A 13,826-nucleotide genomic window follows, 5' to 3' on the forward strand; every position below is an offset into this window, starting at 1 on the left:
AACTGGGTCAGATCGGAAAGACGCAAAAGAGTCATCCCTGACTGCTCGACCCGCGCGATTACGCACCTCATCCATGAGGTGCGCCCTTAGCCGGGCCAACGCGTTGCGTTGTTCAAAAACGCTCCCGGCGTTTTTATCCTGGCGACGTGACGCTTTCCTCTTCTGACCCAGTTCCCTGCGCATTAAGCTTTTGTATTGCTGTCAGTTTCACCCAGATTAGGGTTTCTTTGCGATTGAAAGGGCCATGGCGGCCCTTTCGTCTGACTGGACTATGGATTCAGACGACGACGGGTTCGACCCGAGCTGAGGTAATCCGCGATATAATCCTGCGAAATCTCCCCGCTGTAGCGACCCTCTTCATCGACAATCGGCATCCAGACCGTGTTGTGCTCATAAAGTTTCGACAACACCACACGCAGGTTCTCTTCGGCTTTACCCGTGACCTTAAAGGTGTGCAGCTTCTCTTCACAACGGCCACTGACGTTTCGCGCCTCACGCCGCTTCACGAAGCCCAGCGGTTTGCCATCCTCATCGACCACGGTAATCGACCGCATATCGTTGTCATCCATGGTGCCAAAGGCTTCTTCCAGCGGCGTCGAGCGGCGCACGGTGATAGTCGGCTGCTGATCGGTCACGTCACCCGCCTGCACCAGTAGCAGGCGCTTAAGGGTGCGGTCCTGACCGACAAACGAGCCGACAAACTCATTGGCCGGGGTAGCCAGCAACTCATCCGGGCTGGCGCACTGCACGATTTTACCCTGACCAAATACCGCGATGCGATCGCCGAGCTTCAGCGCCTCATCAATGTCGTGGCTCACCAGCATTACGGTTTTCTTAAGCTGACGCTGCATATCGAGAAACTCGTTCTGAATCACTTCACGGTTAATCGGGTCGACAGCACCGAACGGCTCATCCATCAGCAATACCGGTGGATCCGCGGCCAGCGCACGAATCACGCCGATACGCTGCTGCTGACCGCCGGACATCTCACGCGGATAGCGGTGCAGGAACTTTTTAGGGTCCAGCGCAACCATGCTCATTAACTCTGTAGCGCGCTCATGACACTGCTTCTTATTCCAGCCCAGCATGCGCGGCACGACGGTAATGTTCTCCTCGATGGTCATGTTGGGAAACAGACCAATCTGCTGGATCACATAGCCAATGTTGCGGCGCAGGGTGGTTGTGTCCTGCGTACTGGTGTCTTCGCCATTAATCAGGATCCGGCCACTGGTGGCCGGAATAAGGCGGTTAATCATCTTCAGCGTGGTGGTTTTACCGCAGCCCGATGGACCCAGCAGCACGCACATCTCACCGGCTGGCACATGCAGGCTGACGTTATCGACGGCTTTATTGGTGGTGCCGTTTTTCTGAGTAAAGGTTTTCGTCAGGTTTTCCAGCGTAATCATTATCGAATCCCCTTTGGAGTCAGCGCCTGCTGCAAACGGTGCAGCAGCCAGTCAAGAAAAATAGCCAGCAGACAAATCATCAATGCGCCAGCAATTAGCATACGAATATCACTGCCGCTGATACCATCCAGCAGCAGCTGGCCCAGACCGCCCGCGCCAATCACGGCGGCAATCGCCATCACGCCAACGTTCATCACCACGGCGGTTCGGATGCCGCCGAAAATCACCGGCAGCGCCATCGGGATTTCAACCCAGCGCAGACGCTGCCAGAAGGTCATGCCGATGCCGCGACCGGCCTCACGCAAACCGTCCGGCAGATTCTCCAGCGCGGTATGCGTGTTGCGCACAATCGGCAGCAGCGAGTAGAGAAACACGGCGGTAATCGCTGGCAGCGCGCCGATGCCCTGACCGATCAGCGAAAACAGCGGGATCATCAGACCAAACAGCGCAATAGTCGGAATGGTCAGTACTACGGTGGCGATACCAAGAATCGGTGTAGCCAGCCATCTGACGCGCACGATCAGAATGCCCAGCGGCACGCCAATCACAATGGCCAGACCGACCGCAACCAGCACCAGCCAGCTGTGCTGCCAGCTTAGGGTGAGCAGGGTGCTCCAGTTATCCATGATGTAGTGAAGGGTATCCACAGTGCCTCCTTACAGCATGTTTTTGGATTGAAGGAAATCACGTGCCACTTTTTCCGGTGACTCATGGTCGATATCGACCCGCTTGTTCAGCTCGGTAATCGCCTCATTGGTGATCTGTGCAGAGAGCTGATTAAGGGCACTATCCAGCCCTGGATGGCTCGCCAGCACATCCTGACGTACGACCGGCGTCACGTTATAGCTTGGGAAGAAGTGTTTATCATCCTCCAGCACTTTCAGATTAAAGCCTTTAACCCGGCCATCGGTGGTGTAGATCAGACCGGCATCCACGAATTCGTCACGAATAGCGTTATAAACCAGACCCGGGTCCATCTGACGGATCTGCGGGCGATCCAGCGCCAGGTTGTAAGTCTTCTGTAGCGGTTTCAGGCCGTCTGAACGCCCCGCGAACTCCAGGTCCAGCCCCAGCCGCCAGTTGTGGTCCGGGTCAGACTGACGAACCTGTTCCACTTTCGCGACCAGTTGTGACATCGTATTGATGCCCTCTTTTTTGGCCCGCTCCTGAGTCATGGCAAAGGCGTAGGTGTTGTTCATCGGCGCCGGGTTCAGCCAGACCAGTCCCAGTTTTCCGTCCAGCTGTTTCACCGTCTCATACGCCTGCTGTGAAGACATCGGCTGGCTGATGTGGTTGAAGATAATCAGTGACGTACCGGTATACTCCCAGACCATATCAATCTGTTTATTCAGCAGCGCGTTACGGCCAATGGTGGTGGCGATATTGCGTTTAGGGACCACCTCAAAACCTTTCTTTTGCAGCCAGAGTACCGTCATGGCTGACAGGATATGCTGCTCGGTAAAACTCTTGGTTGCCATTACCAGCGGGGCAGCCGCCTGTGCCGTCTGGCTGAGCAGCAGCGTCGCGGTCAGCGCGACAGCGCTTTTCTTAATCCACTTCGTTAGCATTGCAAAGCTCCTTGTGGTCAGGCCGCAGCGTGCGGACTCAGAAAGCGGCCCAGCGCGGCCAGCATCATATCCAGAACCAGTGCCACCAGCGCAGTCGCAACGGCACCCAGAATCAGGGTCGGGAAGTCATTCAGATAGATACCCGGGAAGATCAGCTCGCCAAAACTGCTGGCACCAATCAGGAAGGCCAGTGGCGCGGTGCCAACGTTGATAGCGGTGGCGATACGCACGCCAGAGAGGATCACCGGCATCGCGTTGGGCAGCTCAACCTGACGCAGACGTTGCCATTTGGTCATGCCGATGCCGTTGGCGGCCTCAATCAGCGACGGAGGAACCGCGCTCAGACCCGAGAAGGTATTGCGGACGATGGGCAGCAGCGACGCCAGAAACAGCGCAATCAGCGCCGGACGGTCGCCAATGCCGATAATAACCATCGCCAGTGCCAGCACCGCGAGCGGGGGCAGGGTGTTACCGACATTGAAAATCTGCATCACATACTCGGCCCAGCGACGCGCAAACGGGCGACTAAGCAGGATGCCGCTGGGAATACCGACCAGCAGGGCGAACAGCATTGACCAGAAAACTAAGAAAAGGTGTTGTTGCCCGAGATAAAGCAGATCGACTTTACGTGCGACCAGCTGATCCCAGCCTAAGCCCCAGATCAGCACCGCGATCACCGCGACCACTGCAAGCAGTGCCAGACCGGCGCGTCGGGCCAGTGAAGCATTTTGCATAGGAGAATCTCCCTGATAACGATCTCAATTGTTATAACAACCATAAACAGCCCGACAGGTACGGCAAAAACTGCCGCCGCGCCCAATACCGAAACTGCGATAAAATGTAGATAAAATGACTGTTTATCCACTCTTTTTCAGTGAATACCGAATAAGATGGTGTAATGCTATAGCAGGCCTTTTTTGTACAAGCCAGCTTTTAAGCCCGAAATCAGGCAGATAGAAACAGGTTAAAAGCGTGATAAAGCCGCGTAGCCGCTGGGCTAATGCGACAATAAAAAAAATTCATCGACTTTATGTTACACCGTCACAGATGGCGCAGAAAATGCGCACGCGTGGGAAACTGCACTGGCTGTTTTTCAGCTAGCCTTGCAGATTAAAAAAGGAACCCTATGACTGACAGCGCACAAATCCATACCGGACATCGCCACTGGATCTTAATCGCCTGCATGCTGGCGATGTTTATGGCGGCCATTGAAGTCACGATTGTGGCCACCGCGATGCCGACCATTATTGCTGACCTTGGCGGTTTTTCGCAGTTTGGCTGGGTCTTCTCCATCTATCTGCTGACGCAGGCGGTCAGCGTGCCGCTCTATGGGCGGCTGGCGGATATGGTGGGGCGCAAAACGATGTTTTTCGTCGGCACCTCGATTTTCCTGGTGGGATCGATGCTTTGTGGCTTTGCCCATACCATGACCTGGCTGATTCTTTTCCGGGCCTTTCAGGGCCTTGGCGCGGGTGCCATCATGCCACTCAGCTCTACCATCGTGGCCGACATCTATTCGCCGCGTGAACGCGCCAGCGTGCAGGGCTGGCTCTCCAGTGTCTGGGGTGTGGCGGCGATAGTGGGGCCACTGACCGGCGCCTGGCTGGTGCAGCACTTTAGCTGGTCGGTGATTTTCTGGGTCAATCTGCCGATTGGCCTGATCAGTATGCTGATGCTGGCGCGCTGGTTACCGGCGCATCAGAAAGAGGAGTTATCGCAGCCGCTGAACCTGGCGGGCAGTAGCTGGCTGATGCTTTGCGTGACGGCCCTGTTGATTGCACTGTTACAGGCGGAACAGCTGGGCCTCTGGCTGGTGCCGTTCCTGCTTTTCTCTCTGTTCGCGGGCTGGCAGCTCAAGCGTCACGAGCAGCGTGCTGCGGCACCGTTGTTTCCGCTGGTGATCTGGCGCAGCCGGCTAATTGTGGCAGGCAATGCGGGTAACCTGATTATCGGGGCGGCGATGATGGGCATCAGCGCGTTTCTGCCCACCTGGATTCAGGGGATCAGCGGCGGCTCACCGTTACAGGCGGGCAGTGTGCTGGCAATGATGTCGATTGGCTGGCCGCTGGCCAGCACGCTGAGTGGCAGATTGATGCTGCACACCTCCTACCGCTTTACTGCCCAGCTCGGCGCGCTGCTGCTGGTCGCCGGCAGCGCCCTGTTGCTGTTCCTGCAGCCCGCCAGCTCCCTCTATCAGGCGGGCTTCACGGCGTTTTTGATCGGCACCGGCATGGGGATGACCAGCACCACCTTCCTGGTCTCTGTGCAGAACCAGGCGGATTACCAGATCCGGGGCATCTGTACCGCCTCTATTATGTTCAGCCGGATGATGGGTTCGGCGGTAGGGACGGCGATTATGGGGGCGGTGCTGAATCTTAATCTGCAGTGGCGTCTGCCGCAGGTGCAGGATCCGGTGCAGCAGATTATGTCCGAGCCCAGCCGCCAGCAGTTACAGCCGGAAAACCTGCAGCAGATGGTCGCAGCGATAGCCGCATCCCTGCATTGGGTATTCGTGGTAGCCCTGGTGATTGCTCTGTTTGCGGTGGGAGTGGCATGGATGATGCCGCGTCAGCGGCCGGAACAGGCGGAATAACGGGCAGGGCGACAGGATGTCGCCCTGGTTTGGTGCTCACTACTGTGCTGGCGCGTCCTGAGAACTGCCGGCACTGGCTGGGACGCTGGCTTCATCGTCACGGCCTGTACGCTTGTAAACAATCTTTTGTGTGTCGTTTTCACAATGTCCAACGACCTGACCGCCCGCCTGATCGACCTGATCGTTGGCAACGATATCGAGACTAAAACCCGATTCAGGTACGCCGTTCTGAATAATCTTCTGGCTGATATCGGCTTTTACCGATTCGCAGGATGCCTGCGCCATCAGCGGCAGAGCAAATAACGCCGCGCTTAACAAAACCCTCTGTAGCTTCATCACGTCTTCCTTATGTTAGTCGTCCGTCATTACTATAGCTCAAATTTACGGCGCTACCGGGCGACCTGAACGGCGGTCCAGACAACGCAGGGTGTTAGGTTCCCAGTACGCGTTGAGATTGAGGCTCTGCTCGCACTTGTCGCGGGTATCAAAGGCGCGATCGGTTTTATCAAACTCTTTTTCGACGCGGGTGTTCACTTTGTTGCGCAGCATACGCGTGTCATTCCATTGCTCTTTGTCCTGACGCGCTGCTTCATTGCTCAGCGCAGAACTGCCATCTTCAATGATCAGACGATTAGTATTCGCAGTGGCAGTCAACGCCGCTGTGGAGAGCAGCACCATCAGCACGGCAGGGATCATTTTTTTCATCACAATTTCCTTTAGTTAACGCAAACATCGCCATCCGGGACGGCTGTTGCAGCGAGTACTCATAGTATATCATCGCCGTTTCTTTGCTCACCAGCGGTGAGTCGTTTGTTTACGTTCAGGAGAGGTAAGGGTGCTGATTAAGACCGCCTTGCTGTTTTTTATTACCGCGCTGGCGGAGATCACCGGCTGCTTTCTGCCGTGGCTATGGCTGAAAAAAGGCGGATCGGCGTGGCTGTTACTGCCCGCCGCGGCGAGTCTGGCGCTGTTTGTCTGGCTGCTGACGCTGCATCCTGCCGCCAGTGGACGGGTCTATGCCGCCTATGGGGGTGTCTATGTGTTGACCGCACTGCTCTGGTTACGGGTGGTGGATGGCGTGAAGTTAAGTGCGTGGGACTGGAGCGGTGCATTGATTGCCTTCAGCGGCATGCTGATCATCGTGCTGGGCTGGGGACGCGGCTAGCGCCAGCCGTAGTGGCTGACGCGGCAGAGGCTTAGGGCTTATGCACTTTCAGGCCCGCCAGCGTCTGGCTGACCGGCATCATTTCCAGGCTATTGATATTGACATGCTTAGGCAGTGTGGCGACCCACCAGACCGCTTCAGTCACATCTTCCGGCGTCAGGGCGGTAGCGCCCTCATAGACCTGACCGGCTTTGTCATCATCGCCTTTAAAGCGCACGTTGGAAAATTCGGTACCACCAACCAGACCCGGCTCAATGTCGGTCACACGCAGCGCGGTGCCGTGCAAATCGGTACGCAGGTTCAGGCTGAACTGACGCACAAAGGCTTTGGTCGCTCCGTAAACGTTGCCCCCGGCATACGGCCAGCTGCCGGCAATGGAACCGATATTGATGATATGACCCACATCCCGCTCCACCATCTGTGGCAGCAGGGCGCGGGTCATATAGACCAGCCCCTTAGTGTTGGTGTCGATCATATTTTCCCAGTCTTCCACGTTAGCCTTGTGCGCAGGCTCAATGCCCAGCGCCAGACCGGCGTTGTTAACCAGCACGTCGATATTGCGCCATTCGGCCGGTAACTGTGCCACCGCCTCTTCAATAGCGGCACGGTTACGCACATCCAGCTGCACGGTATAGAGGCTGTCGCCCAGCTCATCCTTCAGCGCTTTCAGACGTTCCGCGCGGCGTCCGGTGGCGATCACTTTATGACCGTTCTCAATAAAGCGGCGGGTGATGCTTTCACCAAATCCAGCGGTCGCGCCGGTGACAAAAATAATCATCTCACTGTTCCTTATGCCATTTTCAGAGTCGATGGCTTCACCATAGCATTTCATTTCTGCTTCTGCGCGTGGAAAAGCAGACTGGCCTGTAAACGGATTTTAACGGGTATCCCGCTGCGCCTTTTCAGGGCAGCCTGCACCGTAAAAGGGCAGATTGTCGGGTGGCAGGCCATACTCAGGTTAACCTGTCTGCGCGATATCGCATCGCAACCGTTTGCATCGGCTCCGCAAACGGTTGCGACACTGCGGGAGGCCACTTTTGTTGCGCAACGCCCCCTTTTTTTATTAACTTACTGATATTTAAGGTTTTTATTTCATTCCAGATCTGGCACGCAGGTTGCAATGTTTTTAACAGAGATTCCTCTGCAGATAATCAATCGCGCTTTCAGAAAGGACATACCATGCTATCAGCAACCGATACGGCGATACGCGCCAGCTTCTTTGACTTCACTGGCGTGGTGGATCATCCCGACGATTTGACCGGAAAGGCTCGCTATCTGGAGGATGGCGTGCTGCTGCTGCGTGACGGACACGTAATTGGGCTGGATAGCTGGGAGAACAGCGAGGCGAAGCTGGCAGGTCATCCCGTGACCGATCTGCGTGGCAAGCTGATTGTGCCGGGCTTTGTCGATACCCATATTCACTATCCGCAGACGGAGATGATTGGTGCCTTTGGCGAACAGCTGCTGGAGTGGCTGAATCACTACACTTTCCCGGTTGAAGCGCAGTATCACTGCCCAGATCACGCGGCAAAGATGTCCGCCTTTTTCCTGCATCAGCTGCTCTCCAACGGCACCACCAGCGCGCTGGTGTTTGGCACCGTGCATCCGCAATCCGTCGACGCGCTGTTCAGCGCCGCCGAAGCCCTGAACATGCGGCTGATTGCCGGCAAAGTGATGATGGATCGCAATGCGCCCGACAATCTCATCGAAACCCCGGAACAGAGCTACCAGCAGACGCGGGCGCTGATTGAGCGCTGGCACAAACGTGGACGGCTGAATTATGCGCTGACGCCGCGCTTTGCGCCGACCTCATCCCCGCAGCTGCTGGAAAAAGTGCAGCAGCTGCGTCAGGCATTCCCGGATACCTGGCTGCACACCCATCTCAGCGAAAACCCGCAGGAGGTTGCCTGGGTGAAAGAACTGTTCCCGGAGCGCGAGGGTTATCTGGATGTTTATCATCATCACGAGCTGACCGGTCGCCGCAGCGTCTTTGCGCACTGCCTGCATCTGGAAGAGCAGGAGTGGCAGTGTCTGCACGATACCGATTCCTCCATTGCCTTCTGTCCCACCTCAAACCTGTTCCTCGGCAGCGGCCTGTTTAACATCAAACGCAGCTGGCAGCAGGGTGTGAAAGTGGGGATCGGCACCGATGTCGGCGCAGGCACCACTTTTAATATGCTGCAGACACTGGGCGAAGCCTACAAGGTGGGCCAGCTGAAGCACTACCGGCTCAGCGCCGCCGAAGCCTTTTATCACGCCACGCTGGGCGGGGCGCGGGCGCTGGATCTCGACCATGAAATCGGTAATTTCAGCGTCGGTAAAGAGGCGGACTTTGTGGTGCTCGATCCGGCGGTCTCTGCGCTGCAGCAACTCCGCATCGGCAACAGCAAAGATATCTGGGAAAAGCTGTTCGTATTAATGACGCTGGGCGACGACCGCAACATTGCCCAGACCTGGGTCGGCGGTCGTCCGGTCTGGCAGCGCGATGCACAGGAGCAAGCCGCATGATCCAGTTTCTGTTAAACAATCAGCTGGTCAGCGAAGACGCGCTCGACCCGAATCTCACCGTGCTTAACTATCTGCGCACCCGTCAGCATCGGCCTGGCACCAAAGAGGGCTGTGCCTCCGGCGACTGCGGTGCCTGTAGCGTCACGCTGGGCAAAGCTGTTGAGGGAGAGATGCAGTATGAAACGGTCAACAGCTGCCTGACGCTGGTCTCCGCCTTACAGGGCAAGCAGCTGATCACGGTTGAGGATCTGCGTCACGGTCGCGCACTGCATCCGGCGCAGCAGGCGATGGTTGACTGCCACGGTTCACAATGCGGGTTCTGTACGCCAGGCTTTGTGATGTCGCTGTTCAGCCTGCAAAAAAAAGCAGCGGGCTGGGATCGGCATCAGGCGGAAACCGCACTGGCGGGCAACCTCTGCCGCTGCACCGGCTACCGGCCAATTATGGCTGCCGCCGAACAGCTCTGCTCGCAGCCGGTCAATGACCAGTTCGATCACAGTGCTGCCAGCACCGTACAGCGGCTCGAGGCGCTGGCCACCCCGGAGATGCTGGAAATAGGCGATAAGGGGCATCGCTGCTTTCTGCCCAAAACCCCGTCCCAGCTGGCGGCAATCTATCAGGCGCATCCCGACGCGAAGCTGATTGCCGGTGGCACCGATCTCAGCCTGCAGATCACCCAGCAGCATAAAAAAATTCCGCTGCTGATTGCGCTGGAGCAGGTTGCCGCGCTCAAAGTCTGCAGCGAATTTGATGACCACTACCTGTTGGGTGCGGGCGCCTCGCTGCAGCAGGTCAGCGAGTTTCTTGCCAGCCGCATTCCCGGCGTCAGCGAGATGCTGCAGCGTTTTGCTTCGCTGCAAATCCGCCTGCAGGGGACACTCGGCGGCAACATTGGTAACGCCTCTCCGATAGGCGACGCCTCGCCGGTGCTGCTGGCCCTCAATGCCAGCTTGCTGCTGCAATGCGGAGAGCAGCAGCGCAGCCTGCCGCTTGACCAGTTCTTTACCGGCTATCGCCAGACGCAGCTGGAAAAAGGGGAGTTTATCCGCGCCATTCGTATCGATAAAGTGACGGTGTCACCTGATTTTGTGGCATGGAAAGTCTCGAAGCGGCTGGATGATGATATCTCTGCCGTGTTCGCTGCCTTTAACCTGCAATTGGAACAGGGCATTGTCAGTTCCGCCCGTATCGCCTTTGGCGGCATGGCAGCCACACCGCAGCGCGCCCGGCACTGTGAAGCGGCACTGGTCGGTCAGCCGCTGAATGCCGTGACGGTGTCACGGGCAGCCGCCGCGCTGGCTGAAGATTTCCAGCCGCTTTCTGATTTTCGCGCCAGCAGTGACTACCGCCTTCAGGTGGCACGCAATCTGCTTCGCCGCTACTGGCATCGCCATAACGGCGAAATAACCTGTCTTGAGGTCTCCCGCTATGTCTCATAACCGTCCTGAACTCAACGAAGAGGTGATTAAGGCGCAGTATGCCGCGGATTTACAGAGCGGCGTGGGTCGCAATCACCGTCATGAGAGCGCGGAAAAACATGTCTCCGGCGAGGCGCGTTTTATCGACGACAAGCCGGAACTGCCGGGTCTGCTGCACCTCTGTCCGCGCCTGAGTGAACATGCACATGCGCGCATCCTGCACATAGATGTGCAGCCCTGTTATGCCGTGCCTGGCGTTGTCAGCGTCTTAACCTGGCAGGATGTGCCGGGCATTAATGATGTTGGCCCGCTCGAGCCGGGCGATCCGCTGCTGGCCCATAACAAGGTGGAGTATCTGGGGCAGATCGTGATCGCTGTGGCGGCGGAATCGCCGGACGCTGCACGTCTTGGCGCAGCCGCGGCGGTGATTGAGTATGAGGTGCTGGAACCGCTGCTGGATGTGGAGCAGGCGCTGGCGCAGGGCAGCTTTGTGCAGGAACCGCACATCCATCAGCGCGGTGACGTTGACGCGGCACTGGCGCGTGCGCCGCATCGGGTCAGCGGATCGTTTCATATCGGCGGGCAGGAGCATTTCTATCTGGAAACCCAGACGGCGATGGTCGTTCCTGGCGAAGATCAGCAGTTGCAGGTTTTCTCCTCGACTCAGAACCCCACCGAAGTGCAGAAGCTGGTGGCGGAAGTGATGGGCATCAGCCTGAATCAGGTGACCATCGATATGCGCCGGATGGGCGGCGGCTTTGGCGGCAAAGAGACGCAGGCAGCGGGTGTTGCCTGCCTCTGCGCTATCGCGGCGCGCCAGACCGGGCGGGCGGCGAAGATGCGACTTTCACGCCGCGACGATATGCGCGTGACCGGCAAACGGCATCCGTTCTTTGTGCGCTACGACGCAGGCGTGGAAGAGGACGGGCGTCTGTGCGGCATCAAAATCGATCTGGCCGGTAACTGCGGCTATTCGCTGGATCTGAGCGGATCCATCGTCGATCGTGCCATGTTCCACGCCGATAACGCCTATTATCTCGGCGATGCGCGGGTAACCGGCTACCGCTGCCGCACCAACACGGCCTCTAACACTGCCTATCGCGGTTTTGGCGGGCCGCAGGGCATGGTGGCGATTGAACAGATCATGGATCATATCGCCCGAGACCGTGGACTGGATCCGCTGGCGCTGCGCAAGCGCAACTATTACGGCAAGCAGGATCGCAACATCACCCATTACCACCAGCAGGTAGAGGACAATCTGCTGGATGAGATCACTGAACAGCTGGAGCTGAGCAGCGACTATCAGGCGCGCCGCGCGGAAATCACAGCGTTTAACGCCCGCAGTCCGCTGCTGAAACGCGGTCTGGCGCTGACGCCGGTGAAATTTGGCATCTCCTTTACCTCCAGCTTCCTCAATCAGGCGGGCGCGCTGATCCTGATCTACACCGATGGCACGGTGCAGCTTAACCACGGCGGCACCGAAATGGGTCAGGGCCTCAACACCAAGGTGATTCAGATTGTCGCCGAAGTGCTGCAGATTGAGACCGATAAAATCCAGATCACCCCCACCGACACCGGCAAAGTGCCCAACACCTCGCCGACGGCGGCCTCCAGCGGCGCTGATCTAAACGGTAAAGCGGCGCAGAATGCCGCGGAAATCCTGCGCGACCGCATGACCGCCATGCTCTGTAAGCTGCATCAGTGCGATGCGGCGGCGGTGAGCTTCCGTAACGGCGTGGTGCGCGCTGGCGAAAAGCATTACACCTTTGCCGAGGTAGCGAAGCTGGCCTGGCTCAATCAGGTGCCGCTCTCCGCCACCGGCTACTACCGCGTGCCGGGCATTCATTATGACCGGCTGGCCGGGCGCGGCACGCCGTTCTATTACTACGCATTTGGGGCTGCCTGCTGCGAGGTGGTGATCGATACCTTAACCGGCGAATCCCGCCTGCTGCGTGCCGATATCCTGCATGACGTCGGGGCGTCGCTGAACCCGGCTATCGACATCGGCCAGGTTGAAGGGGGCTTTGTCCAGGGCGTAGGCTGGCTCACCTGCGAAGAGCTGGTGTGGAGTGACAAAGGACAACTGCTGACCGATGGTCCGGCGAGCTATAAAATTCCAGCCATCAGCGATGTCCCGGCTGATCTGCGGGTGACGCTGGTGGAGAACCGCAAAAATCCCAAAGACACGGTGTTCCACTCCAAGGCCGTGGGCGAACCGCCGTTTATGTTAGGAATAGCCGCCTGGTGCGCGCTGCAGGATGCGGTCGCCAGCGTTAACGATTACCGTCAGCACCCGGGGCTGGATGCGCCTGCTACGCCGGAGCGGATCTTCTGGGGCGTACAGCGCCTGACGGGAGCCATTGATGATCTATCATGACTGGATCGGCGTGCTGCATCAGCTGCGTGAAAAACGCCAGAGCTGCGTATTAATTACCGTGCTCAGTGAGCATGGTTCAGTGCCGCGTGACAGCGGCAGCAAAATGGTTGTCACGCAGCAGGAGAGCTTTCTCACGATCGGGGGCGGTCATCTGGAGTTTGCGTGCATCGCTCAGGCCAGAGCGATGCTGCAAAGTGGAGCCACTGCGCCACACACCGAGGATTACAGTCTCGGTGCGCGGCTCGGACAGTGCTGTGGCGGCAAAACCACGCTGCTGTTTGAGCCGCTGCTACAGGCGCAGCCGGAAATTTATCTGTTTGGCGCGGGCCATGTCGGACAGGCCCTGGTGAATCTGCTGGCGACGTTACCCTGTCACATAAACTGGATCGACAGTCGTCCGGATCAGTTCAGCCACGTTCCGGCTGGCGTGGTCACACTGCAGCCGGACGACCCGCTTGACTGTGTGGCCCAGGCGCCTGAAGGCAGCTACTTCATCATTATGACCCATCATCATCCGCTCGACTTTGAACTGTGCGAAGCGGTGCTGAAACGCGGCGACTTTCGCTATGCCGGCGTCATCGGTTCAGCGACGAAAAATCAGCGTTTCCGCTACCGGCTGGCGGGCAAGGGTGTGGCCCGCGAGCCGCTGGCGCGCCTGCGCTGTCCGATTGGCCTGCCGGACGTTAAAGGCAAACTGCCCGCCGAGATTGCGGTGGCCATTGCCGGTGAAATCATCAGCGTGTATCAGCAGCAAATCGCCTGAGTTGCGCTTTCGCGGCAACCTGTCAGGA

The 13,826-nt window shown here is 57.9% G+C and carries 13 protein-coding genes; 6 read left to right on the plus strand and 7 right to left on the minus strand.

The features are described 5' to 3' along the window. Positions 1-269 precede the first annotated feature (269 nt). From osmV to IV493_RS08520, 4 genes are read right to left on the minus strand one after another with little or no spacing between them, the layout of a single operon-like run. Positions 270-1,406, minus strand: coding sequence for an osmoprotectant ABC transporter ATP-binding protein OsmV (gene osmV / locus IV493_RS08505; protein ID WP_095707175.1), 1,137 nt, complete (start codon positions 1,404-1,406; stop codon positions 270-272). After that, positions 1,406-2,053, minus strand: a complete 648-nt coding sequence (gene osmW, locus IV493_RS08510) for an osmoprotectant ABC transporter permease OsmW (protein WP_010244802.1) — start codon at positions 2,051-2,053, stop codon at positions 1,406-1,408. The genes osmV and osmW overlap by 1 nt, the downstream gene beginning before the upstream one ends. 9 nt (positions 2,054-2,062) lie before the next feature. Then, a complete protein-coding gene (locus IV493_RS08515; protein ID WP_013357909.1) occupies positions 2,063-2,974 on the minus strand; it encodes a glycine betaine ABC transporter substrate-binding protein in 912 nt (303 codons plus the stop codon). Positions 2,975-2,991: 17 nt separating this feature from the next. Continuing rightward, positions 2,992-3,708, minus strand: coding sequence for an ABC transporter permease (locus IV493_RS08520; RefSeq protein WP_013357908.1), 717 nt, complete (start codon positions 3,706-3,708; stop codon positions 2,992-2,994). Positions 3,709-4,100: 392 nt separating this feature from the next. On the opposite strand from IV493_RS08520, the gene IV493_RS08525 reads away from it, so the two are divergent. Continuing rightward, a complete protein-coding gene (locus IV493_RS08525) occupies positions 4,101-5,567 on the plus strand; it encodes an MDR family MFS transporter (RefSeq protein WP_107319747.1) in 1,467 nt (488 codons plus the stop codon). 39 nt (positions 5,568-5,606) lie between these two features. Here the strand turns inward: IV493_RS08525 and IV493_RS08530 are convergent, their stop codons facing one another. Together IV493_RS08530 and IV493_RS08535 are read right to left on the minus strand one after the other, a co-directional pair. Next, positions 5,607-5,903, minus strand: a complete 297-nt coding sequence (locus IV493_RS08530) for a DUF1161 domain-containing protein (protein WP_013357905.1) — start codon at positions 5,901-5,903, stop codon at positions 5,607-5,609. A gap of 45 nt (positions 5,904-5,948) precedes the next feature. Continuing rightward, positions 5,949-6,272: a DUF1283 family protein gene (locus IV493_RS08535; protein WP_013357904.1), complete on the minus strand. Its 324-nt coding sequence runs from the start codon at positions 6,270-6,272 to the stop codon at positions 5,949-5,951. 133 nt (positions 6,273-6,405) lie between these two features. On the opposite strand from IV493_RS08535, the gene IV493_RS08540 reads away from it, so the two are divergent. Next, positions 6,406-6,732 (plus strand): YnfA family protein, encoded by a 327-nt coding sequence (locus IV493_RS08540; RefSeq protein ID WP_041457218.1) that lies wholly within the window; start codon positions 6,406-6,408, stop codon positions 6,730-6,732. 31 nt (positions 6,733-6,763) lie between these two features. Here IV493_RS08540 and ydfG read toward each other — a convergent pair whose 3' ends face one another. Further along, complete coding sequence (ydfG, locus tag IV493_RS08545; protein WP_033733008.1) at positions 6,764-7,510, minus strand: bifunctional NADP-dependent 3-hydroxy acid dehydrogenase/3-hydroxypropionate dehydrogenase YdfG; 747 nt, start codon at positions 7,508-7,510, stop codon at positions 6,764-6,766. A 401-nt stretch (positions 7,511-7,911) separates the two neighbouring features. On the opposite strand from ydfG, the gene guaD reads away from it, so the two are divergent. The 4 genes from guaD to xdhC are packed head-to-tail and all read left to right on the plus strand — an operon-like array spanning position 7,912 to position 13,798. Further along, on the plus strand, positions 7,912-9,240 hold the full coding sequence (guaD, locus tag IV493_RS08550; protein ID WP_195858076.1) for a guanine deaminase: 1,329 nt from the start codon (positions 7,912-7,914) through the stop codon (positions 9,238-9,240). Next, positions 9,237-10,679 carry a xanthine dehydrogenase small subunit gene (gene xdhA, locus IV493_RS08555; protein ID WP_195858077.1) on the plus strand — a complete coding sequence of 481 codons (1,443 nt, stop codon included), beginning with the start codon at positions 9,237-9,239 and terminating at the stop codon, positions 10,677-10,679. The genes guaD and xdhA overlap by 4 nt, the downstream gene beginning before the upstream one ends. Beyond that, on the plus strand, positions 10,669-13,035 hold the full coding sequence (xdhB, locus tag IV493_RS08560) for a xanthine dehydrogenase molybdopterin binding subunit (protein ID WP_195858078.1): 2,367 nt from the start codon (positions 10,669-10,671) through the stop codon (positions 13,033-13,035). Before xdhA ends, xdhB begins: the two co-directional genes overlap by 11 nt. Further along, positions 13,022-13,798, plus strand: coding sequence for a xanthine dehydrogenase accessory protein XdhC (gene xdhC, locus IV493_RS08565; protein WP_147789212.1), 777 nt, complete (start codon positions 13,022-13,024; stop codon positions 13,796-13,798). The genes xdhB and xdhC overlap by 14 nt, the downstream gene beginning before the upstream one ends. The last annotated feature ends 28 nt before the right edge of the window (positions 13,799-13,826 follow it).

Origin of the sequence: Pantoea sp. SM3640 (assembly GCF_015654165.1) — a bacterium.
Lineage (GTDB): Bacteria > Pseudomonadota > Gammaproteobacteria > Enterobacterales > Enterobacteriaceae > Pantoea > Pantoea vagans.